19 protein-coding genes and 1 pseudogene are annotated in these 23,398 nt (G+C 67.0%); 11 read left to right on the top strand and 9 right to left on the bottom strand.

The genetic code is table 11. The features are described from left to right. Positions 1-37 precede the first annotated feature (37 nt). A complete protein-coding gene (locus tag EBL85_RS11670) occupies positions 38-1,942 on the bottom strand; it encodes an ATP-binding cassette domain-containing protein (protein WP_123139424.1) in 1,905 nt (634 codons plus the stop codon). A gap of 207 nt (positions 1,943-2,149) precedes the next feature. Between EBL85_RS11670 and EBL85_RS11675 the strand changes: the two genes are divergently transcribed. The 5 genes and pseudogenes from EBL85_RS11675 to cydX all read left to right on the top strand — a co-directional run bounded on the left by EBL85_RS11675 (position 2,150) and on the right by cydX (position 7,213). Next, positions 2,150-2,857, top strand: a complete 708-nt coding sequence (locus EBL85_RS11675; protein ID WP_123139425.1) for a Crp/Fnr family transcriptional regulator — start codon at positions 2,150-2,152, stop codon at positions 2,855-2,857. Positions 2,858-3,070: 213 nt separating this feature from the next. Beyond that, a pseudogene (locus tag EBL85_RS11680) lies at positions 3,071-3,454 on the top strand (DUF6858 family protein); the annotation flags it as partial. 799 nt (positions 3,455-4,253) lie between these two features. Next, complete coding sequence (locus EBL85_RS11690; RefSeq protein ID WP_123139426.1) at positions 4,254-5,858, top strand: cytochrome ubiquinol oxidase subunit I; 1,605 nt, start codon at positions 4,254-4,256, stop codon at positions 5,856-5,858. A gap of 14 nt (positions 5,859-5,872) precedes the next feature. Next, the gene (cydB, locus tag EBL85_RS11695) at positions 5,873-7,015 is read left to right on the top strand and encodes a cytochrome d ubiquinol oxidase subunit II (protein WP_123139427.1); all 1,143 of its coding nucleotides are present in this window, start codon (positions 5,873-5,875) and stop codon (positions 7,013-7,015) included. Positions 7,016-7,102: 87 nt separating this feature from the next. Then, on the top strand, positions 7,103-7,213 hold the full coding sequence (cydX, locus tag EBL85_RS11700) for a cytochrome bd-I oxidase subunit CydX (RefSeq protein WP_082806015.1): 111 nt from the start codon (positions 7,103-7,105) through the stop codon (positions 7,211-7,213). Positions 7,214-7,237: 24 nt separating this feature from the next. Here the strand turns inward: cydX and EBL85_RS11705 are convergent, their stop codons facing one another. Then, the gene (locus EBL85_RS11705; protein WP_123142999.1) at positions 7,238-7,921 is read right to left on the bottom strand and encodes an OmpA family protein; all 684 of its coding nucleotides are present in this window, start codon (positions 7,919-7,921) and stop codon (positions 7,238-7,240) included. Between the two features lie 165 nt (positions 7,922-8,086). On the opposite strand from EBL85_RS11705, the gene EBL85_RS11710 reads away from it, so the two are divergent. The 3 genes from EBL85_RS11710 to EBL85_RS11720 are packed head-to-tail and all read left to right on the top strand — an operon-like array spanning position 8,087 to position 10,055. Then, the gene (locus tag EBL85_RS11710) at positions 8,087-8,671 is read left to right on the top strand and encodes a DUF2878 domain-containing protein (RefSeq protein WP_123139429.1); all 585 of its coding nucleotides are present in this window, start codon (positions 8,087-8,089) and stop codon (positions 8,669-8,671) included. Continuing rightward, complete coding sequence (locus tag EBL85_RS11715; protein ID WP_123139430.1) at positions 8,664-9,464, top strand: DUF1295 domain-containing protein; 801 nt, start codon at positions 8,664-8,666, stop codon at positions 9,462-9,464. Before EBL85_RS11710 ends, EBL85_RS11715 begins: the two co-directional genes overlap by 8 nt. Before the next feature lie 45 nt (positions 9,465-9,509). Beyond that, positions 9,510-10,055, top strand: coding sequence for a lipocalin family protein (locus tag EBL85_RS11720; protein WP_123139431.1), 546 nt, complete (start codon positions 9,510-9,512; stop codon positions 10,053-10,055). Positions 10,056-10,152: 97 nt separating this feature from the next. Here the strand turns inward: EBL85_RS11720 and EBL85_RS11725 are convergent, their stop codons facing one another. Next, the gene (locus tag EBL85_RS11725; RefSeq protein ID WP_123143000.1) at positions 10,153-11,634 is read right to left on the bottom strand and encodes a BCCT family transporter; all 1,482 of its coding nucleotides are present in this window, start codon (positions 11,632-11,634) and stop codon (positions 10,153-10,155) included. Positions 11,635-11,806: 172 nt separating this feature from the next. Between EBL85_RS11725 and cydD the strand changes: the two genes are divergently transcribed. Continuing rightward, positions 11,807-13,591: a thiol reductant ABC exporter subunit CydD gene (gene cydD / locus EBL85_RS11730; RefSeq protein ID WP_123143001.1), complete on the top strand. Its 1,785-nt coding sequence runs from the start codon at positions 11,807-11,809 to the stop codon at positions 13,589-13,591. 7 nt (positions 13,592-13,598) lie between these two features. Next, positions 13,599-15,335 (top strand): thiol reductant ABC exporter subunit CydC, encoded by a 1,737-nt coding sequence (gene cydC, locus EBL85_RS11735; protein ID WP_123143002.1) that lies wholly within the window; start codon positions 13,599-13,601, stop codon positions 15,333-15,335. Between the two features lie 7 nt (positions 15,336-15,342). On the opposite strand, the gene EBL85_RS11740 is transcribed toward cydC, so the two are convergent. The 6 genes from EBL85_RS11740 to miaB form a co-directional block, all read right to left on the bottom strand. Further along, on the bottom strand, positions 15,343-15,783 hold the full coding sequence (locus EBL85_RS11740) for a DUF2721 domain-containing protein (protein ID WP_123139435.1): 441 nt from the start codon (positions 15,781-15,783) through the stop codon (positions 15,343-15,345). Positions 15,784-15,900: 117 nt separating this feature from the next. Next, positions 15,901-16,791 (bottom strand): phosphoribulokinase, encoded by an 891-nt coding sequence (locus EBL85_RS11745; protein ID WP_123139436.1) that lies wholly within the window; start codon positions 16,789-16,791, stop codon positions 15,901-15,903. A 419-nt stretch (positions 16,792-17,210) separates the two neighbouring features. Beyond that, on the bottom strand, positions 17,211-18,110 hold the full coding sequence (locus EBL85_RS11750) for an HlyC/CorC family transporter (protein ID WP_123139437.1): 900 nt from the start codon (positions 18,108-18,110) through the stop codon (positions 17,211-17,213). 6 nt (positions 18,111-18,116) lie between these two features. After that, complete coding sequence (gene ybeY / locus EBL85_RS11755; RefSeq protein WP_123139438.1) at positions 18,117-18,611, bottom strand: rRNA maturation RNase YbeY; 495 nt, start codon at positions 18,609-18,611, stop codon at positions 18,117-18,119. Positions 18,612-18,626: 15 nt separating this feature from the next. Further along, complete coding sequence (locus tag EBL85_RS11760) at positions 18,627-19,613, bottom strand: PhoH family protein (protein ID WP_123143003.1); 987 nt, start codon at positions 19,611-19,613, stop codon at positions 18,627-18,629. A gap of 6 nt (positions 19,614-19,619) precedes the next feature. Next, positions 19,620-20,951: a tRNA (N6-isopentenyl adenosine(37)-C2)-methylthiotransferase MiaB gene (miaB, locus tag EBL85_RS11765; protein WP_123139440.1), complete on the bottom strand. Its 1,332-nt coding sequence runs from the start codon at positions 20,949-20,951 to the stop codon at positions 19,620-19,622. A 302-nt stretch (positions 20,952-21,253) separates the two neighbouring features. On the opposite strand from miaB, the gene EBL85_RS11770 reads away from it, so the two are divergent. Further along, positions 21,254-23,290 carry a ribonucleoside triphosphate reductase gene (locus EBL85_RS11770; RefSeq protein ID WP_123139441.1) on the top strand — a complete coding sequence of 679 codons (2,037 nt, stop codon included), beginning with the start codon at positions 21,254-21,256 and terminating at the stop codon, positions 23,288-23,290. Positions 23,291-23,398: the final 108 nt, after the last annotated feature.

A 23,398-nucleotide genomic window follows, 5' to 3' on the forward strand; every position in this document is an offset into this window, starting at 1 on the left:
TGGTAGTCAGTCCGTCCAGCGCTGACCAGCGTCGGCGTCAACCACGCCGCGCCTCGAGCGCCTCCCAGCGGGCGAAGGCCTGCTCCAGCTCGCGCTCCACCGCCTCGAGTTCGGCGCGCGTCGTCGCCACCGCCTCGCCCGCTTCGCGATAGAACGCGGGATCGGCCATGCGCGCGTGCAGCTCGGCCTGGGCCTGCTCGAGCGACTCGATCCGCGCCGGCAACTCGGCCAGCTCGCGGGTCTCCTTGTAGCCGAGCTTGCCGCCCTCGCGCTTGGGCCGCGGCGCCGGCGCCGTCTTGGCCGGGCGGGCGCGTTCGCGCTCGGCGGCGGCCGCCTCGGCCTCGCGACGCGCCTGCTGACGCTGCCAGTCGGTATAACCGCCGACATACTCGCCGATCCGCCCATCACCCTCGAACACCAGGGTGCTGGTGACCACGTTGTCGAGCAGCGCGCGGTCGTGGCTGACCAGCAGCAGGGTGCCCTGGAAGTTCACCAGCAACTCATCGAGCAGCTCCAGGGTCTCGGCGTCGAGATCGTTGGTCGGCTCGTCGAGCACCAGCAGGTTGGCCGGTCGGGTGAACAGCTTGGCCAGCAGCAGGCGATTGCGCTCGCCGCCGGAGAGCGCCTTGACCGGCTGGCGCGCCCGCTCCGGGGTGAACAGGAAGTCCTTGAGATAGGAGAGTACGTGCAGGCTGCGGCCCTCGACCTCGATCTGATCGCTGCCCTCGGCGACGTTGTCCTGGACGCTGCGCTCGGGGTCGAGCTGGGCGCGCAGCTGATCGAAATAGGCGACCTCAAGGTTGGTGCCCAGCCGCACCCGCCCCTGCTGCGGTTCGAGCGCGCCGAGCAGCAGCTTGAGCAGGGTGCTCTTGCCGGCGCCGTTGGGACCGATCACCCCGACCTTGTCGCCACGCAGGATCAGGGTGGAGAAGTCGCGGATCACCGTCTTCTCGTCCCAGGTGTGGGTGAGCCCCTCGGCCTCCACCACCAGCTTGCCCGAACGCTCGCCGGCGTCGACGCGGATGCGCGCCTGCCCCTGCTGCTCGCGCCGCGCCCGGCGCGCCTCGCGCATCGCCTCGAGCGCGCGCACCCGGCCCTCGTTGCGGGTGCGCCGGGCCTTGATGCCCTGACGGATCCAGCGCTCCTCCTCGGCGAGCCGGCGATCGAACTGGGCCGCGGCCTGGGCCTCGGCGTGGAGCCGCTCCTCGCGCCGGCGCAGATAGTTGTCGTAGTCGCCCGGCCAGTCGGTGAGCTTGCCGCGATCGAGCTCGAGGATGCGGGTGGCGAGACGCTGCAGGAAGCGGCGGTCGTGGGTGATGAACAGCAACGCCCCCTGGAAGTCGACGAGGAAGGACTCGAGCCAGTCGATCGAGTCGATGTCGAGATGGTTGGTCGGCTCGTCGAGCAGCAACAGGTCGGGCTCGGTAACCAGGGCGCGGGCCAGCAGCACGCGGCGCTGCTGACCGCCGGAGAGCGCCTCGAAACGCCCCTGCGGATCGAGCCCGAGACGCGAGATGACCCGCTCGGTGCGCTGCTCGATCTCCCAGCCACCCTCGTCGTCGAGCCGCTGCTGCAGCCGTGCCAGGCGCGCCAGCTCGTCCTCGCCGGCATCGGCGCCGAGGGCGTGCGAACAGGTGAAGTACTCGCGCACCAGCTCGCCGAGCTCGCCGAGCCCGCCGGCGACCACCTCGAACACGCTCGCCTCATGACCGACCGGCAGCTCCTGGTCGAGCTTGGCGATGCGCATCCCCTGCCCCACCCGGCGCTGACCGCCATCGGGCTGGACCTCGCCGGCGACGATCCGCATCAGCGTCGACTTGCCGGCGCCATTGCGGCCGATCAGACAGACACGCTCGCCCCGCTCGATGGTGAAGGAGACACCGTCGAGCAACGGCGGCAGACCATAGGAGAGGGAAACATCATCGAGACTGAGTAGGCTCATCGGGTATCCTGGTGCGATTGCGGGAAGGGAGCGTCGGCACGGCCGATCGAAGACCCCCGAGGTTAGAGAGGGCGGACAAGGCGCGCAACAGCCGACACCGCAGCCACCAGGGCGTGAGGCTGCGCCCACGAGACGAAAACGGGGTACACTCTCATCCCTGATTCGCACGCGCGACCCGCGCCCCACCCTGGAGTTGATACCGATCCGATGGTGAAGAGCGTCACACTTCGGGATGCCTGGTCCGGAGAGGCAAACTGCCTGAACTGCTCGCTGCGAGCCTCGGTACTGTTCGCCGGGCTCGAGGAGACGGACTTCGAACGCATCCACGACCCGATCGACCAGTTCACGCTGAAACCAGGCACCGCACTCTATCAGGCCGGCGACGGCGCCGGATTCATGTTCACGGTCCGCAGCGGGGCGCTCAAGCTGGTGCAGTATCTCCCCGACGGCAGCCAGCGCATCGTGCGCATCGTGCGCACCACCGACGTGCTCGGACTCGAGGCGCTGCTCGAGGAGAGCTATCACCACGACGCCGTCGCCCTGCAGCCGACCGAGGTCTGCCGCTTCCCGGCGCGCGCGGTGCGCGAGCTGGGGATCGAGAACCCGGCGCTGCACCGCGAGCTGATGGCGCGCTGGCAGCACGCCCTGAGCGAGGCCGACGCCTGGCTCACCGAGCTCTCGACCGGATCGGCCCGACAGCGCGTCTCGCGCCTGCTGCTGCGGCTGGTACGTGACCGCAAGACCAGCGAGTGCCAGCTGTTCAGCCGCGAGGACATGGGTGCCATGCTCGGCGTCACCACCGAGACGGCCAGCCGCACCATCGCCGAGTTCAAGCGTCAGAGCCTGCTGGTCGAGAGCGCGCCCAACACCTTCCTGCTCGACATCCCCAACCTGCGCCGTATCGCCGAGGACTGAGCCGAGTCCGCCCCGGCTCGCGGTTGACCGATTTCAATGCCCCCTCGGGGGCCGCGCCCTACCCTGCCCGCTCTGGAAGCCGAGCGCCACGACACCCACAGCCTCCGCTCTCGCGGCCCGAGCTCCCCGCAACCGGGGCCGGCTGCCCGCCGGCGGACGCGCACGGATGCAGGGCCAGACACGCGCGCGACCACCGACGGAGTTTTTGAGCGCATGAAACAGAGCCTGTACCAGGAACGGTATCCGGTCTATTGTCTCGAGATCGGTCGCGAAGAGACCAGCTACGACTCGGTCGAGGCCATCTGCGACTACTTCCGCGCCTGTATCGAGCGCTACGACTCGGCGCGCTTCATCGCCGAGTTCGACCACCACGCCCACACCAGCGCACTGCCCGAGGGCCATGTCGGCGAGGGCATCCTCGCGGCCAAGAACCTGATCTTCTGCTTCGGCATCTCGTTGCCGGACGTGCAGGTGCTGGCGGTTCGCCCGCGCTCGATCGGTATCGCCGAGACCGAGGCGGGCTTCGTCATCACCTTCATGGAGGCGCCGATGCCGGTGGCCAACGCCGCCATGGAGGACTGGGCCTGTGGACTCTGCGACAAGGCCCCCCAGCCCACGACCTGCAATCGGAGCCGAACCATGCGCATCGCCGTCACCAGCCAGAACTTCCGCACCATCACCGGACACGCCGGCAAGACCCGCCGCTTCCTCATCCTCGAGGCCAACGCCGAGGGTGCCACCGAGGTCGAGCGACTCGATCTGCCCGCGGGCATGTCGCTGCACGACTACCACGGCGACGATCACCCACTGTTCGCGCTCGGACTCGATGCGCTGCTCACCCAGGGCGCCGGACAGGGTTTCGTGCAGCGCATGTCGCGCCAGGGAGTGGTGGTCCACACCACCAGCGCCACCGACCCGATCGAAGCGGCGACCATGCTCGCAGCCGGCAAGCTGCTCCCGGCGGCACACCCGCACGAGCACTGAGCCGACCACGCCCGGCCGCCCCGCACCGGGGCGGCATCAATCCCATGAAGAAAACGAGGGGAAGACCGCAGACCGCCCTCTTGGATGACAGAGCACACCCCATTAGAAGACTTCGGAAACAACCAAAAAAGCCTTCGAAAGCAAGTGCATGAAGAAGTCTGCAGACCTCTCCAGACACCCCTTCACGCAGCGCTCCGCCCCCACTGAAGCAGCCAACGGCTAACATCCGCCTGCCCTTCGATCTTGCCGCAGGTCATTCCTCTCGCATATTCCCCGCACTAACCTGTGGCCTCAGGCGCCACCGGCGCTGGATTTTGCGCGCCACCGCCGCCATCAGGGTGGCACGTCATCGATCCAGCGCAGCGACGTCGTCGCTTCACCCTATGTTTCGGCTCCCTCTGGAGACCCGCCTATGCTCGACAGTACCATGATCGAACTCTCGCGGTGGCAGTTCGCCAGCACCGCGATGTATCACTTCCTGTTCGTCCCCCTGACCCTGGGTCTGTCCTGGATCCTGGTGATCATGGAGAGCGTCTATGTGATGACCGGTCGCGAGATCTATCGCGACATGACCAAGTTCTGGGGCAAGTTGTTCGGTATCAACTTCGCCCTCGGCGTCACCACCGGTCTGACCATGGAGTTCCAGTTCGGGACCAACTGGGCCTACTACAGCCACTATGTCGGCGACGTCTTCGGCGCACCGCTGGCGATCGAGGGGCTGATGGCCTTCTTCCTCGAGTCGACCTTCATCGGCCTGTTCTTCCTCGGCTGGGAGCGACTCTCCAAGCGCCAGCACCTCACCGTGACCTTCCTCACCGCGCTCGGCTCCAACCTCTCGGCGCTGTGGATCCTGGTGGCCAACGGCTGGATGCAGAACCCGGTCGGCGCCGAGTTCAGCTACGAGACCATGCGCATGGAGATGACCAACTTCATGGACGTGGTGCTCAACCCGGTCGCCCAGGTCAAGTTCGTGCACACCGTCGCCGCCGGCTATGTCACCGCCTCGATGTTCGTGCTCGGGATCAGTGCCTGGTACATGCTCAAGGGTCGCGACCTGGCCTTCGCCAAGCGCTCCTTCTCGGTCGCGGTCGGCTTCGGCCTGGCCTCGATCCTGTCGGTGATCCTGCTCGGTGACGAGTCGGGCTACGAGGTCGGCGACGTGCAGAAGGTCAAGCTCGCGGCGATCGAGGCCGAGTGGCACACCGAGGAGGCCCCGGCGGCCTTCACCCTCTACGGTCGACCGAGCAACGAGGACGAGGAGACGCACGACGCGGTGAAGATCCCCTGGCTGCTCGGGCTGATCGCCACCCGCTCGCTCGACCAGGAGGTCGAGGGGCTCAAGGACCTGATGCACGAGCACGAGGTGCGCATCCGCAGCGGCATGATCGCCTACGAGTATCTCGAACGACTGCGCGGCGGCGAGGACACCCCGGCCAACCGCGCGGTGTTCGAGGAGCACAAGGACGATCTCGGCTACGGACTGCTGCTCAAGCCCTATACCGACAACCCCGCCGAGGCCACCGAGGCGCAGATCCAGCTCGCGGTCAAGGACTCGATCCCCGAGGTCGCGCCGCTGTTCTGGAGCTTCCGCGTCATGGTCGGCGCCGGGGTCTGGATGCTGTTGCTGCTGGTGCTCGGCTTCTACTTCAACGCCAAGCGGGTGATCCAGGAGAAGCGTTGGCTGCTGCGGCTGTTCCTCTATAGCATCCCGGTGCCCTGGATCGCCGCCGAGACCGGCTGGTTCGTCGCCGAGTTCGGTCGTCAGCCCTGGGCCATCGGCGAGGTGCTGCCGACCAGCATCGCCGCCTCCAGCCTGACGGTCAACGACCTGGTGATCAGCCTCACCGGCTTCATCCTGTTCTACACCCTGCTGTTCATGATCGAGATGTTCCTGATGTTCAAGTTCGCGCGACTCGGCCCGAGTTCGCTGCACACCGGGCGCTATCACCACGAACGTCTTGCCAACCCGAGCGCGGGCATGACGCCGGCCACCGCCCCGCAGAAACAGAGCGACTGAGACGGAGGTCAGACATGATTCTCGATTACGAAGTCCTGAAATTCATCTGGTGGGTGCTGGTCGGTGTGCTGTTCATCGGCTTTGCCGTCACCGACGGCATGGACATGGGCGTCGGCGCCCTGCTGCCCTTCCTCGGCAAGAACGACAGCGAGCGGCGGGTGATCATCAACACCGTCGGCCCGCACTGGGACGGCAACCAGGTGTGGCTGATCACCGCCGGCGGCGCGATCTTCGCCGCCTGGCCGCTGGTCTATGCGACCGCCTTCTCGGGGTTCTACTTCGCCATGCTGCTGGCGCTGTTCGCGCTGTTCTTCCGCCCGGTCGGCTTCGACTACCGCAGCAAGATCGCCAACCCCCACTGGCGCAACGCCTGGGACTGGGGGTTGTTCATCGGCGGCGCGGTCCCGGCGCTGGTGTTCGGCATCGCCTTCGGCAACCTGCTCCAGGGCGTACCCTTCCATCTCGACAACCTGCTGCGCCCCTACTACACCGGCAGCTTCTTCGGCCTGCTCAACCCCTTTGCCCTGCTCGCCGGACTGGTGAGCCTGGGGATGCTGGTGATGCACGGGGCGGTCTGGCTGCAGCTGCGCACCGCCGAGCCGATCGCCGGGCGCGCCAAGCGGATGGTCAAGCTCGCCGGGCTGTTCACCATCATCGCCTTCGCCCTCGCCGGGCTGTGGCTGACGCTGGGGGTCGACGGCTATCGGGTGAGCGCGATGCCGGCGCTCGACGCCACCCCCAATCCGCTGACCAAGGATGTCGAGATCGTCCCCTACGCCTGGCTGGCCAACTATGGCGCCCACCCCTGGACGCTGGCCTTCCCGGTACTCGGGTTCGCCGGACTGGGGCTGGCGGTGCTGCTGTCGTTGCGTGACCGGCCGGGGCTCGGTCTGGTGGCCAGCAGCCTGGGGCTGACCGGGATCATCGTCACCGCCGGTGCGGCGATGTTCCCCTTCATCATGCCCTCGAGCACCAACCCCGACAGCAGCCTGATCGTCTGGGACGCGGTCTCCAGCCACCTCACCCTGACGGTGATGTTCTGGGCGGCGGTGATCTTCGTCCCGCTGATCCTGATGTACACCACCTGGACCTACGCCAAGATGTGGCGACGGGTGACGGTCGAGGAGATCGAGGCACAGGACCACCTGGCCTACTGAGCAACCGCGCGCGGTCCGACCGCGCGCACGTTACAGCCGACCCCGCCCACCGATGCCGGGCGGGGTCATACTGGGAGGATCGCATCCATGTGGTACTTTTCCTGGATCCTCGGCGTGCTGCTCGCGCTCGCCTTCGGGGTCATCAACGTGATGTGGTACGAGTCCGAGCAGTTCCGCGGCCCGGCCGACGACGACTGATCTCGCCGCCCGGGCGCGGTGCGTTCAGCCCCGCGCCTGGATCGGCACGATGGTGATCTCCACCCGCCGGTTGAGCCGGCGTCCCGCCTCGCTCGCGTTGCTCGCGATCGGTCTGTCCTGACCATACCCCCGCGCAAAGATGCGCTGCGGCATCACACCGCTACGCTCCAGATACCCCTCCACGGCGACGGCCCGACGCTCCGAGAGCGTCTGGTTATAGCTCGCCGAGCCGGTGCTGTCGGTGTGACCGGCGACCCGCAGCTCGGTCTTGCCGTAGCGACGCACGATCGCCGCGATCTTGTCCATGGTGCTGTAGAAGCCGGGCTTGATGCGATCGGAGTCGACCTCGAAGCTGGTCGCACCGGTCATCCCCACCACCAGCTGATCGCCGGGCAGCAGTTGCACCCGAATCACGCCGCGCGCGATCTCGTCGGCCAGCGCGCGCTCGAAGTCACGCCGCTGCTCCTCCATGTAGGCACCGACCATGCCGCCGGCGAGCGCGCCACCGACGGCGCCGATCAGTGCGCCACGTCCGGCGTTGCCACCGAACGAGCCGATGATCGCCCCGGCCGCGGCCCCCGTGGCGGTGCCGATCGCCGCCCCCTGGCCGGTCTCGGTCATCCCCGAGCCATCGGCGGCGCAGCCGGAGATCAGGACCGCCACCACGGCGGCGACCGCGGTACCCTTGGTAAGCGCTGTATGCTTCATCAAAACTCCTGCGTGTTGCGACGATCGGCCGATGCGGCCGGGGATGCAGATCATAGCAGCGCCGATACGCACGGGCCTCAACCGCCCCTTGTAACCCTCCCGGCCGGCATCACCTGAATCTCAAGCCGGTCTCGTTTCCGCGAACCCACAGATCGAGTCCAGTCCATGTCAGCAACCCCGTCGCTCCCCCGCATCCTCATCAACCTCGCCGCCTTTCAGGCCGGCTGGTTCGCCTGCGTGCTCGGCGCCGCGCACCAACTGCCCTGGCTCGGCGTCGGCGTGGTGGCGCTGGTCGCCGCACTGCACCTGACGACCACGCCCAACCGCGGCAGCGAGGCCCGGCTGCTGGTGCTGATCGCGGTCATGGGTGCGCTGTGGGACGGGCTGCTGGCGCGCTTCGGCTTTCTCGTCTATCCCTCGGGGATGCTGCTGCCCTGGCTCGCCCCGGTGTGGATCATCGCCATCTGGGTGGCCTTCGCCACCACCCTCAACGTCTCGCTCGCCTGGCTCCAGGGCCGCTGGTACCTGGCCTTCACCATCGGCGCCCTGGGCGCACCACTGGCCTATTACGCCGGCGCCAAGCTCGGCGGCGTGCACTTTCCCGACCCGCTGGTGGCACTGGCGGTCCTCGGCGGCGGCTGGTCGTTGCTGATGCCGGCGAGCCTGGCAATCGCCGCGCGCTTCGCCCGCACCGCCGCCGAGCGCGACACACCCGAGGGACCCATCAACAGCGAGGGCGCCGATGCCTGATCTCTTCGTCTATGGTTCGGGGTTGGCCGCCGCGCTGGTGCTCGGCATCTGCGGCTGGGGGGCGAGCGTGATCGCGCGCGACGTCAGCATCGTCGACGCGCTCTGGTCACTGTTCTTCCTGCTGATGGGGCTGGTCTACATGCTGCTCATCCCCGAGACCGGGCCGCGCGCGCTGCTGGTCTTCGTGCTGCTGACGCTGTGGGCGGTGCGACTGAGCCTGCACATCAGCCGTCGCAACCAGGGCCAGGGCGAGGACCGGCGCTATCAGGCCATCCGCGCCGACAACGACCCCGGGTTCTGGTGGAAGAGCCTCTATCTGGTGTTCGGCCTGCAGGCGATCCTCGCCTGGGTGATCTCGCTGCCGCTGCTCGGCGCCATGGCGCTGCCCGCCTCACTCGGCTGGCTCGACGCCCTGGCGCTGGCGCTGTGGTGCCTGGGCTTCGCCTTCGAGGCGCTGGCCGACCGCCAGCTCGCCGCCTTCAAGGCCCGCCCCGAGAACGCCGGGCAGGTGATGGACCGAGGGCTGTGGCGCTACAGCCGTCACCCCAACTATTTCGGCGAGGCCTGCATCTGGTGGGCCTTCTATCTCTTCGCCCTCGCCGCCGGGGCCTGGTGGGCCCTGATCGCGCCGCTGTTGATGACCTTCCTGCTGCTGCGCGTCTCCGGCGTCACCCTGCTCGAGCGCGACATCGGCGAGCGTCGTCCCGGCTACCGCGACTATGTCGCGCGCACCAACGCCTTCATCCCCGGTCCGCCGCGCCGCGTACCCAGCGGGGGTGGCGATGGGCGCTGACACCCGCACCCGAGGACCGCACCCCAACCCCGCGGATACATCATCATGAACCGCTCACTCAAATCCCTGGCCGCGCTCGCCGCGCTGCTCCTCGTCAACGCCTGCACCGAGACCGGAGGCCGTCCCATGGACACCGTCGATCAGGTCGACCTGCAACGCTTCATGGGCGACTGGTACGTCATCGCCAACATCCCGACCTTCGTCGAGAAGGGCGCGCACAACGCCATCGAGTCCTACGCGCTCAACCCCGACGGCACCATCGCCACCACCTTCACCTTCCACAAGGATGCCTTCGACGGCCCGCTCAAGACCTACAACCCCAAGGGCTTCGTGCTCGACACCACCACCAACGCACACTGGGGGATGCAGTTCATCTGGCCCTTCAAGGGTGACTTCCGCATCATCTGGCTGGCCCCGGACTACAGTGTCACCGTGATCGGCCGAGCCAAGCGCGACTATGTCTGGATCATGGCGCGCGCGCCCGAGATCGCCCCCGCCACCTATGGTGAGATCCTCACCTTCCTCGCCGGTATCGGCTACGACACCGACCGCATCCAGCGAGTGCCGCAGCAGTGGGAGACGGCGGGCTAGCTGCCATCGCCCTCGTCGCGGACATAGAGCCAGACCAGCACGCCGATGAAGGCGAACACGACCAGATTGAGCAGGGTGTCGAGCAGGTTCTCCCAGATCATCGCCGCTCCTCGCGCATCAGCGTCTTGAGCAGGGCCACCACCAACAGCGGCAGGATGAAGACGAAGGCCATGGCACCGAGCGCGATGATCGCGCGCACCGTCGCCACATCATCGGCGAGCAGCATCGCCAGCCCGAGCAGCGCCAGCAGCACCCCCCAGGCGAGCTTGACCCGCACCGGCGGGTCCTCGTCGCCGCTGGTCGAGAACATCGCCAGCACATAGGCCGCGCTCACCACGCTGGTGACCAGGAACAGGAAGGCGGCGATCATGCTCGCCGAGCCGGTCAATCCCGCCAGCGGCAGCGCCTCGAGCACGAAGAAGGTGGTGTCCTCGGGGCGCTCGCGCACCACCTCGAGCAGCGGCAGGCCCTCGCGCAACAGGGCGTAGAAGCCGGTGCCGCCGAACACCCCGAACCACAGCAGCGAGAACAGCGTCGGCACCAGCACCACGCCGAGGACGAACTCGCGGATGGTGCGCCCGCGCGAGATCCGCGCCACGAACACCCCGACGAAGGGCGCCCAGGCGATCCACCACACCATGTAATTCAGCGTCCAGCCATGGAACCAGTCCTGGAAGGCCTTGCCGAAGAACGGATAGGTGGCGAAGCCCTGCTGCACCACCCCGGAGAGATAGGCGCCCAGGGTGTCGACCACCCCGTTCATCAGATAGTGGGTCGGCCCGACCAGCAGCAGATAGACCATCAGCCCCAGGGCGATGGCCATCGCCAGGTTCGACAACCGCGCCATGCCGCGACCGAGGTCGAGCGTCAGCGGCGCCAGAAAGGCCAGACAGAGCAGACCGAAGACCAGGTATCTCACCCAGTCGCCGGTGATCCCGAACAGATGCCCCAACCCGCCCTCGACCTGGAACACCCCGATCGCCAGCGATCCGGCCAGACCGATGGCGATGGCATAGATCGCCAACAGGTCGGCGACCCAGGCCAGCGGCCCGACCCAGCGGCCGCGACGGAAGGTATAGCGGATCGGGCTGCTGACCAGCCCCGGGCGGCCCTTGCGATAGCTGAAATAGGCGATCACCAGCGCGGTGATGGCATAGATCGACCAGGCATGCAGCCCCCAGTTGAAGATCGTGGTGACCAGCGCATAGCTTGCCGCCAGGTCGGACTCGGTGCGCCCCCTCACCAACTGGTAATGGGTCAAGGGCTCGGCGGCTCCATAGAACAGCAGCCCCACGCCCATGCCGGCGGCAAACAGCATGGTGAGCCAGCTGAGGGTGGAGAACTCCGGGCGCTCGTCATCGCGCCCGAGCCGGATGGTGCCGAAGCGCGAGAACGCCAGGGCCAGCACAGTGACCACGAGCAGGCTGGTCATCAGCATGATGAACCAGGCGCGACTGCGAAACTGCTGCGCCACCTGCGCCTGCGCCAGCCGCGCCAGGCTCTCGGTGTCGAACACCCCCCAGAGCGCGACCACCGAGGTCAGCCCGAGCGCGGCGAGCAGCAATGGATTGCGCAGCATCCTCTCCCCCAATCGATGGCCTCGACCGGCCACCACGACCCCGGCGTCGAACCATCGGGGCGCGGCATCGAGCGATCGCGGCTTGTGAATTTCCGTTGCCGCCTCCCTGGCTGCTTCCGTATCCTCGTCCTCCCGACGCCAATACCAGACAGACTACCCGGAAGCTCGCACCATGTCCGTCAACGACTGGCTCAAGTCCCAGCGTCCGCTCGCCGGCCCTGCCCTCAAGGGGGCGATCGTGCTGAGCCTGATCCATGCCCTGCTGGCCGTCGCCCAGGCCTGGTTCCTCGCCCTGATCCTCGACGCGGTCATCTTCGGCGGCGCCGGACTCACCGAGGTCGGCGGCTGGCTCGGCTGGCTGCTCGCGCTGCTGGCGCTGCGCGCGCTCATCACCTGGCTCTCCGAGCGCGCCGCCTTCACCGCCGCGGCACGGGTGCGTGCCGGGCTGCGTGACCAGGTCTACCGTCATCTGCAACGGCTCGGTCCGGCCTATCTCTCCGGCACCCGCAGCGGCACCCTGGTCGAGACCCTGACCAGGGGCATCGACGACCTGGAAGGCTATTACGCCCGCTTCCTCCCGGCGATGACCCTGACCATGGTGCTGCCGCTGGCGCTGCTGATGGTGGTGCTGCCGATGGACTGGCTCTCGGCGGTGGTGATGCTGGTCACCGCGCCGATGATCCCGGTCTTCATGATCCTCATCGGCTCCGGGGCCGAGGCGCGCAACCAGCGCCAGTGGAAGCAGCTGGCGCGGATGAGCGCGCACTTCCTCGATGTCATCCAGGGCCTGACCACGCTCAAGCTGTTCGGCGCCAGCCGTCGCGAGGTCGAGGTGATCGGACGCATCTCCGACGACTACCGCGTCAGCACCATGCAGGTGCTGCGCATCGCCTTCCTCTCCTCCTCGGTGCTGGAGTTCTTCGCCACCGTCGGCATCGCCATCGTCGCGGTCTTCATCGGCTTCCGGCTCTACGACCTCGCGCTGCCGGTGCCGCACTGGCTGAGCGTGCCCGACATCGGCTTCCTCCAGGGGCTGTTCGTGCTCATGCTCGCCCCCGAGTTCTACGCCCCGCTGCGCAACATGGGCACCCAGTACCACGCCCGCATGGCCGCGGTCGCCGCCGCCGAGCAACTCATCGAGGTGCTCGACACCCCGCCGGCGATCACCCCGGGCACCGCCCGCCCGGCGCTGCCCGCACCGCTCGGGGTCCGCTTCGAGCAGGTCGGTTTCGCCTACGAGCCCGAGCGCGAGGCGCTGCGCGCGATCGATCTCGAGATCCCGCCCGGGGCGCGCGTCGCCCTGGTCGGCACCAGCGGTGCGGGCAAGACCACGGTGATCAACCTGCTGCTCGGCTTCCTCCAGCCGACCCGCGGACGGGTCCTCATCGGCGACACCGATCTCGCCACCATCGATCCGGCGCACTGGCACGCCCATCTCGCCTGGGTGCCGCAGCAGCCGCGGTTGTTCCAGGGGAGCATCGCCGACAACATCCGCCTCGGTCTCCCCGAGGCCGATCACGAGGCGATACGCCGGGCGGCGCAGCGGGCGCGCGCCGCGGACTTCATCGAGGCCCTGCCCCGCGGCTACGACCACCCGGTCGGGGAGCGCGGCGCCGGGCTCTCCGGCGGCCAGATCCAGCGTATTGCCCTGGCGCGCGCCTTCCTGCGCGACGCGCCGCTGGTGATCCTCGACGAGGCCACCGCCAACCTCGACCCCGAGAGCGAGCGGCTGGTGCAGCAGGGCATCGACGACCTCGCCCGCGACCGCACCCTGTTGGTGGTCGCCCACCGCCTGGCCACGGTACGCCGGGCCGACCGTATCCTGGTACTCGACCAGGGACGTATCGTCGAGCAGGGCGATCACCGACAGCTGATCGCCGCCAACGGGCTCTATGCGCGGATGACCGCCGCCTACGGAGACGCGCCGGCGCACACCGGCGTCACGACAGAGGAGTGAGGCGCGGATGCGCGAACTGCTGAGACTGTGGAGGCTGTTCCGGCCCTATCGCGCCTGGATGCTGCTCGGCACCCTGGCCGCGGTGCTGACCCTGCTTGCCAACGTCACCCTGATGGCCGCCTCGGGCTGGTTCATCGCTGCGATGGCGAGCGCCGGCGCCGCCGGGGTGGCGATGAACTACTTCGCCCCGGCGGCGCTGATCCGCGGCAGCGCGATGGTCCGCACCGCCGGGCGCTACGGCGAGCGTCTGGTCAATCACGAGGCGACCTTCCGCCTGATCGCCAGCCTGCGGGTGTGGTTCTACCGTCATCTCGAACCGCTCGCCCCGGCGCGGCTGCAGCAGTATCACAGCGGCGACATCCTCAGCCGGATCCGCGCCGACATCGATGCGCTCGACAACCTCTATGTCCGGGTCCTGGTACCGGTGGTGGTGGCGCTGATCAGCGTCACCCTGTTCGTCGTCTTCCTCGCCCTCCACGACCCCGCCCTGGCGCTGCTCGGGCTCGTCTTCCTGCTGCTCGCCGGGGTCGGGCTGCCGTGGTGGGCCGAGCTGCGCGGGCGCGCGCCCGGGCAGCGACTGGCCGAGCAGGAGGGCGCGCTGCGCGCCGCGGTGATCGACGGCGTGCAGGGCATGGCCGAACTCACCGTCTACGGCGCCACCGAGCGTCAGGCGCAACGCATCGAGGGCTTGAGCGAACAGTTGATCGCCGATCAGGCGCGGATCAACAGCGACCAGGGGCTGACCCAGGCGGCGATCGGGTTGTGCGCCAACCTCAACCTCTGGCTGCTGCTGTGGCTGGCGATCCCGCTGGTGCGCGCGGGCGAGCTGCCGCCGCCCGAACTGGCGATGCTCGCGCTCTTCACCCTCGCGAGCTTCGAGGCCGTCGCCCCCCTGCCCCATGCCTTCCAGCTGCTCGGGCGCTCGCTGGCCGCGGCACGACGGCTGTTCGCCATCGTCGACACCGTGCCGGCGATCCGCGAGCCGGACGGTCCGTCGCCGCGCCTGGAACAGTTCGACATCGTTTTCGAAGGGGTTGGTTTCAGCTATCCCGACGCCGAACGCGCAGCGCTCGCCGACATCGACCTGCGGGTCCCAGAGGGCACCCGCGCCGCGGTGGTCGGCGCCACCGGCTCGGGCAAGAGCACCCTGTTCAACCTGCTGCTGCGCTTCTGGTCGACCGACTGCGGCAACATCCGTGTCGGCGGCCACGACATCCGCGACATCGACAGCGAGACCCTGCGCCGTCAGATCGCCGTGGTCAGCCAGCACACCCATCTGTTCGACGCCACCATCCGCGAGAACCTGCTCGTCGCCCGTCCCGGCGCCACCCAGACCGAACTCGAGCAGGCCTGTCGGGTAGCGCAGATCCATGACTTCATCGCCGGGCTGCCGGAGGGCTACGACACCTGGGTCGGCGAGACCGGGGTGCGGCTCTCGGGCGGCCAGGGACGGCGTATCGCGGTCGCGCGCGCGCTGCTCAAGGATGCGCCCATCCTGCTGCTCGACGAGCCTACCGAGGGGCTCGACGCCGGCACCGAGCGCAGCCTGATGGCCGCGCTCGACCGACTGATGCAGGGTCGTACCGTGTTGCTGATCACCCACCGCCCGGCCGGGCTCGACTGGGTCGATCAGATCCTGGTGCTCGACCAGGGCCGCGAGCGCGCCCGTGGCGACGCCTCGGTGATCCCCGAGGCCACCGCTGCGGCGCTGCTCGAGCGCGCGCCGGTGCGACACGGCGACTGATTGGCGCTCAGCCGGGACGACCGAAGCGCAGCCCGGCGGTCGCCAACAGCACCTCGCGCAGGAAGCACAGCAGCGCGACGATGAAGGCGAGCATCGCGGCAATGAACAGCAGCGAGACCAGCAAGGCAGCGTCGAAGCGCAGGAAGGCGCTGAGAAAGAGGCTGACGATCACCCCGGAGATCAACAGCGCGGTCGAGGTGCAGAGCCCGATCGACAGGCTGATCAGCCGGGCGCGGCGCACCAGCACGCGCAGCTCGGCGCGGATGGCCGGATCGTCGGCGCCATCGCCACCGAGCCTGGCCTCGACCCGGCGGGCGCGATCGACGATGCGCGAGAGCCGGTTGGTCATCACCGCCAGCATGGCACCGATGCCCGAGAGCAGGAACACCGGCGCCACGGCCAGCTCGATGACATGGGCGACGGTGGTGATCGAGGAGGTTTCAAGCATCTTCTGGAAGCCGGCTCTGGGGGCGGGAACGCAACCGGCCGGTCGCTGACGACCGGCCGGGACGGACCTCTCCAGCCGGACCGGGCGGGCGCGGCAAGGCACCCGCCCGGCCCCGCCTCACACCTTGCGCGCCTCCATCATGCGCTCGATGATCGGCTGCAGGATCACCTCCATCGCCATCCCCATCTTGCCGCCCGGCACCACCATGCTGTTGCGCCGCGACATGAAGGAGTCGTGGATCATCGACAGCAGATAGGGGAAGTCGACCTCGAGCTTCTCCGGGTCCTTGAAGCGGATGATCACGAAGCTCTCGTCGGGGGTGGGGATGTCGCGGGCGATGAAGGGGTTGGAGGTATCGACCGTCGGCACCCGCTGGAAGTTGATGTCGGTGAGGGTGAACTGCGGGGTGATGTAATTGATGTAATCGGGCATCCGCCGCAGGATGGTGTCGACGATGGCCTCGGCCGAGTAGCCGCGCTCGAGATTGTCGCGATGGATCTTCTGGATCCACTCCAGATTGACGATCGGCACCACCGCCACACCGAGATCGACGTGCTGGGCGACATTGACGTCCTCGGTCACCACCAGCCCGTGCAAACCCTCATAGAACAGCAGGTCGGTCTTCTCCGGCACCGGCTCCCAGGGGGTGAACTCGCCCGGGCGCAGCTGAGTGGTGAGCCGGGTGTTGTGGAACTCGGCCTCTTCCTCGCTGTGAATGTAATAACGCTTGTTGCCGGTGCCGCTCTCGCCATAGTCGCGGAACAGCTCCTCGAGCAGGTCGAAACGGTTGGCCTCGGGACCGAAGTGACTGAGGTTGCGCCCCTGCTCGGAGGCGCGCGCCATCTCCGCCTTCATCGTGGTGCGGTCGTAGCGGTGGAAGCTGTCGCCCTCGATCACCGCAGCGCTGATGCCGTCGCGATAGAAGATGTGTTCGAAGGCACGCTTGACCGTGGTGGTCCCCGCCCCCGAGGAACCGGTCACGGCAATGATCGGGTGTTTCTTCGACATGCTGATCTCCTCGTTCTCTTTTAATGTCTCTTTCGCACTTCGCCCGCTGCTCCCGCCGCGATGAGTGTGAAATGATCCTCTAATATACCACCGTCCAGAGACACCCCTTCAACAATCATCAAGATGATGAAACAAAAAGGGAATCCGAGAGAAACACGGAGTTTTTCAGGGTTGAGCCGCGACCCGATTCGAAATGAGCGGCGTATCGCCACCACACACGATCATTCGACTCGAGCCGAATAGAACGCCGGACAGGTCACGGCAACACGGATGGACGCGCGATCACTGCCGCCCTGATTTTTCAATGGTGGCACAACACGTCCGGCGCAAGATCGACACACCAATCGTTGACCCCGGAATCCGGCGGCGGTGCTGGCTGCACCGCCGCGACCAGGAACGGGACGGGGACGGTCGTGCCTTCAGTGTGGCTCGTCGGGAGACTGGGGGGCGGATCCGGGGACCTCGGGGGCATCCGGATCGATCCGCTCGACGCTGAGCAGATGGACACGACGGCTGTCGGCACGCATCACGGTGAAGCGGAAATCGTCGATACGCGCCGACTCACCACGCTTGGGCAGGTGCCCCAGGGCGTTGACCACCAGCCCACCGATGGTGTCGAACTCGTCGTCGGGGAGCGCACAGCCGAAGTACTCGTTGAAGTCCTCGATGGGGGTGCGCGCCTTGGCGCTGAACTCGTTGTGGCTGCGGCGGAAGATGCCGAAGCCTTCGTCGAAGTCGTGCTCGTCGTCGATCTCGCCGACGATCTGCTCGAGCACGTCCTCGATGGTCACCAGACCGGCGGCGCTACCATACTCGTCGACCACGATCGCCATGTGGTTGCGACTGGTGCGGAACTCCTTGAGCAGGACGTTGAGCCGTTTGCTCTCGGGGACGAAGACCGCCGAACGCAACAGGTCACGGATGTTGAAGGCCCGGCGATGGCCGGAATCGAGACAGAAGGAGAGCAGATCCTTGGCCAGCAGGATGCCGACCACCTCGCCCTTGTCTTCACCGATGACCGGGAAGCGTGAGTGGGCGGATTTGACCGCCACCTTGAGGATCTGTTCCAGGGGATCGTCACGGCGCAGATAGACCATCTCCGCGCGTGGAATCATGATGTCGCGGACCCGCAGGTCGGAGACCTGCAATACCCCTTCGATCATGTTCAGGGCGTCCGTGTCCAGCAGCTCGCGCTGACGCGCATCCTTGAGCAACTCGACGAGTTGTTCCTTGTCTTGTGGTTCGCTCCCGAACAGCTGGCCAATCTTCTCGAACCAGCTGCGCGAATGCGAACCCTCGGTAGATCGATCGCTCGTCATGGGGGGTTATGGATCCTCCGTTGGGGGGTCGTCTTCATAGGGCGGCGGAAATCCTAACCTGCTCAGGATAGTCGTTTCCAGACCTTCCATCTCCGCCGCTTGCTCATCGGTAATATGATCGTAATCAAACAGATGCAAGACGCCATGGACCACCATGTGCGCCCAGTGGGCGATTGCCTGCTTGCCCTGCTCCAGGGCCTCGCGCTGCACCACCTCGGGACAGATCACCAGATCACCGATGTAGTCGGCCAGCGGGTCGGTGGAATCGACCCCGGGCGGCAGCTCGAAGGGGAACGAGAGTACGTTGGTCGAACGATCGACACCACGATATTGGGCATTGAGCGCTTGCGACTCGGCGGCATCGACCAGACGGATGGTGAGTTCGCAGCGGGCACGGCGATCGGCCACCGCCGCCTCCACCCAGTGCGCGAAATCGGCGTGCGCGGGCAATCCCGCTGCGGTCGTGGCGACCTGCAGGTCCAGATCCAGTTCGAGTGACATGGAGGGAGACTCCGTTCAGGCCCCCGAGCGCGAACCGGCGCTCTCGAAGGCGTCGTAGGCACCGACGATGCGCTGCACCAGGGCATGACGCACCACATCGCGCGCGCTGAAGAAGCTGAAGCTGATGCCGTCGACGTCCTTGAGGATCTCGACGGCCTGGCGCAGCCCGGAGAGCTGGCCACGCGGCAGATCGACCTGGGTCATATCGCCGGTGATCACCGCGGTGGAACCGAAGCCGATGCGGGTGAGGAACATCTTCATCTGTTCGGGTGTGGTGTTCTGCGCCTCATCGAGGATGATGAAGGACTCGTTGAGGGTGCGCCCGCGCATATAGGCCAGCGGCGCGACCTCGATGACGTTGCGCTCGATCAGCTTGTTGACCTTCTCGAAGCCGAGCATCTCGAACAGCGCGTCATAGAGCGGGCGCAGATAGGGATCGATCTTCTGCGCCAGATCGCCGGGGAGAAACCCCAGACGCTCACCGGCCTCGACCGCGGGACGCACCAGCAGCACCCGGCGCACCCGGTCGGACTCCAGCGCCTCGACCGCGCAGGCCACCGCCAGATAGGTCTTGCCGGTACCGGCCGGTCCCACGCCGAAGTTGATGTCGTGGTTGAGGATGGCGTGCAGATAGGCCTGTTGGCTGGGACCGCGCCCCTTGATCAGCCCGCGCTTGGTGCGGATCACCACCTCGGGCAGCCGCGCCCCGGCCTGTTCGAGCAGGGCATCGGCGCCCGATTGCTGGAGCGCGAGATGGATCGACTCCGGGGTCAGCGTGGTCTCGGCGGCCTCGCGGTAGAGCGCCTGCAGCAATTGCTCGGCGAGGCGCACGGCATCGCGCTCGCCGATCAGGCGGAAGCTCGTGCCACGGTTGCCGATCTCGATGCCGAGGCGCCGCTCGAGCTGACGCAGGTGCTGGTCGAACTGACCGCAGAGGTTGGCCAGACGGAGGTTATCCTCGGGTTCGAGTTCCAGATCGAGAGTTTCGGGTTGAGTAGACAAGCGATCCTAGACGTCCAGACGCCCACGCAGTGAATTGGGCAGGGCCTCGGTGATGATCAGGTCGACGAAGTCGCCGATCAGCGCCGGGTCCCCGGTGAAGTTGACCACCCGATTGTTCTCGGTACGGCCGGCGAGCTGGAAGGGATCCTTGCGCGAGGGTCCCTCGACCAGCACCCGCTGCACCGTGCCGACCATCTGTCGGCTGATGCGCTGGGCATTGGTGTCGATGCGCCGCTGGAGGCGCTCCAGGCGGTGTTTCTTGACCTCCAGCGGGACATCGTCCGGGTAGTCGGCCGCCGGCGTCCCGGGACGCCGGCTGTAGATGAAGCTGTAGCTGTGGTCGAAGCCGATCTCGTCGACCAGCGCCAGGGTCGCGTCGAAGTCCGCCTCGGTCTCGCCGGGGAAGCCGACGATGAAGTCCGAGGAGATGCAGATATCGGGGCGCACCGCGCGCAGCCGCGCGATCTTGTCGCGATACTCGCTCGCGGTATGGCCGCGCTTCATCGCCTCGAGCACCCGATCGGAACCCGATTGCACCGGCAGGTGAAGGAAATCGACCAGCTGCGGCACCTCGGCGAAGGCCTCGATCAGCGCATCGGAGAAGGCCAGCGGGTGGCTGGTGGTGAAGCGGATGCGCTCGATGCCATCGATCGCCGCGACATAATGGACCAGCAGCGCCAGGTCGGCGCACTCACCGGCCGGCTCGTGCATCGGTCCCTGATAGGCGTTGACGTTCTGCCCCAGCAGATTGACCTCGCGTACCCCACGCTCGGCCAGCCCGGCGACCTCGGCGATCACGTCGTCGAACGGACGACTGATCTCCTCGCCGCGGGTGTAGGGCACCACGCAATAGGTACAGTACTTCGAGCACCCCTCCATCACCGAGACGAAGGCGCTCGGCCCGGAGACGCTCGGCGCCGGCAGGCGGTCGAACTTCTCGATCTCGGGGAAGGAGACATCGACCTGGGGCGGCTCACCCGCGTCCAGCGCGCGCAGCATCTGCGGCAACCGGTGCAGGGTCTGGGGGCCGAACACCAGGTCGACGAAGGGCGCACGCTCACGCAGCGCCTCGCCCTCCTGACTGGCCACGCAGCCACCGACGCCGATCACCAGCTCGGGGCGTCGCGTCTTCCAGGGGCGCCAGCGTCCGAGCTGGGAGAAGACCTTCTCCTGCGCCTTCTCGCGGATCGAGCAGGTGTTGAGCAGCAGCACATCGGCGTCCTCGGGACGCTCGACGAGCTCCATGCCAGCGGAGACACGCAGCAGATCCGCGATGCGCGCGGAGTCGTGCTCGTTCATCTGGCAGCCGTAGGTCTGTATGTAGAGCTTGCGATGCATGGCCGTCTGTGGGTTGCGCCGGGGCCGCGAACGCGGCGACGACATGGACCGGAAACGAGACTCCGGACCTTGGGCCGAAAATGACAGGAAACCAAGAACTGTGCGCATTAAGGGCACAGCTGTCAAGCAAGCAACACTGAACAGAGACTGTCCAATTGTCAAAAGCCGTCAGAAAAGCAACCCAAAAATATTGATGCAAATCAATAAAAACAAAAACGACAAGAGAGCTATACACATCATCTTGTTGGCGCTATAGTTCGCGCCACAATATCTTGTGCCAACCACCAGAGAGACCGCTTTTCATGGACACGACGCAGACCGACCTCCCCTCGATCCCTACCCGCGCGCTCAAGCGTGACGGCACGGAGGTGCGTTTCGATGTGTCCAAGATCGAGTCGGCGATCCTGCGCGCCGGCCAGGCCAGTGGCGAGTTCGACGCCGCTGAGGCGCGGCTGCTCACCGCTCAGGTGATCAAGGTGCTGGCACACCGCAGCAACGACGGTCGCAGCCCCGATATCGAGGGCATCCAGGACATCATCGAGCAGACCCTGATCAGCGCCAACCACTTCGAGACCGCGCGTGCCTACATCGTCTATCGCGAGCAGCACAAGAAGCTGCGCGACGACAGCCGCACCCTGGTCGACGTCGGCAGCTCGATCAACGAATATCTCGACCGCTCCGACTGGCGCGTCTCGGCCAACGCCAACCAGGGCTACTCGCTCGGCGGGCTGATCCTCAACACCTCGGGCAAGATGATCGCCAACTATTGGCTCAACCACGTCTACCCGCCCGAGATCGGCCAGGCCCACCGCGACGGCGACCTGCACATCCACGACCTCGACATGCTCTCGGGCTACTGCGCCGGCTGGTCGCTGCGCACCCTGCTCACCGAGGGCCTCAACGGCGTGCCCGGCCGGGTCGAGGCGGCGCCGCCCAAGCACATGTCGAGCGCCATCGGCCAGATCGTCAACTTCCTCGGCACCCTGCAGAACGAGTGGGCCGGCGCCCAGGCGTTCTCCAGCTTCGACACCTACATGGCCCCCTATGTGCGGGTCGACGGGCTCGATTACGCGCAGGTGCGTCAGTACATCCAGGAACTGATCTACAACCTCAACGTGCCCTCGCGCTGGGGCACCCAGACGCCCTTCACCAACCTCACCTTCGACTGGGTGTGCCCCGAGGACCTGCGCGAGCAGGTGCCGGTGATCGGCGGCGAGGAGCAGCCGTTCACCTACGGTGAGCTGCAGACCGAGATGGACATGATCAATCGTGCCTACATCGAGGTCATGACCGAGGGCGATGCCAAGGGCCGGATCTTCACCTTCCCGATCCCGACCTACAACATCACCCCGGACTTCCCGTGGGAGAGCGAGAACGCCGAGCGACTGTTCGAGATGACCGCGAAGTACGGCCTGCCCTACTTCCAGAACTTCATCAACTCCGAGCTCTCGCCGAACATGGTGCGCTCGATGTGCTGCCGTCTGCAGCTCGACCTGCGCGAACTGCTCAAGCGCGGCAACGGCCTGTTCGGCTCGGCCGAGCAGACCGGCTCGCTCGGCGTCGTCACCATCAACTGCGCGCGGCTCGGTCACACCCATCAGGGTGACGAGCAGGGCCTGCTCGCACGTCTCGACGAGCTGCTCGAGATCGCCCGCAACAGCCTCGAGATCAAGCGCAAGGTGATCCAGCGTCACATGGACGCCGGGCTCTTCCCCTACACCAAGCGCTATCTCGGCACCCTGCGCAATCACTTCTCCACCATCGGCGTGAACGGCATCAACGAGATGGTGCGCAACTTCACCAAGGACGCCGAGGACATCACCACGCCGCAGGGTCATGCCCTCGCCTGCCGTCTCATCGACCACGTGCGCGCCCGCATGGTCGAGTTCCAGGAGAGCACCGGCAGCATGTACAACCTCGAGGCGACGCCGGCCGAGGGCACCACCTATCGCTTCGCCCGCGAGGACAAGAAGCGCTACCCGGCGATCATCCAGGCCGGCACCGAGGAGACGCCCTACTACACCAACAGCTCGCAGCTGCCGGTCGGCTACACCGACGATCCCTTCGAGGCACTGGACAAGCAGGAAGCGCTGCAGAGCAAGTACACCGGCGGCACCGTGCTGCACCTCTACATGGCCGAGCAGATCTCCTCGACCGACGCCTGCAAGCGTCTGGTGCGCCGCGCGCTGGAGAACTTCCGTCTGCCCTACATCACCATCACCCCGGTGTTCTCGATCTGCCCCAAGCACGGCTATATCTCCGGCGAGCACGAGTTCTGCCCGCTGTGCGACGAGGAGCTGATCGCCCACAAGCGCGCCAGCCAGGCCTGCAGCTGCTAAGCCGCCGCTCAGCTCATCCCCGCCTCACGGCGGACGCCGCGCCCCCGGCGGGGGCGCGGCATCGACCCGAACAAGCCCGCAAGGGCCACTTGCAACCGCATCGACCAA

This window comes from Marichromatium sp. AB32 (assembly GCF_003718675.1).
In the GTDB taxonomy this organism is placed as follows: Bacteria; Pseudomonadota; Gammaproteobacteria; order Chromatiales; family Chromatiaceae; genus Marichromatium; species Marichromatium gracile.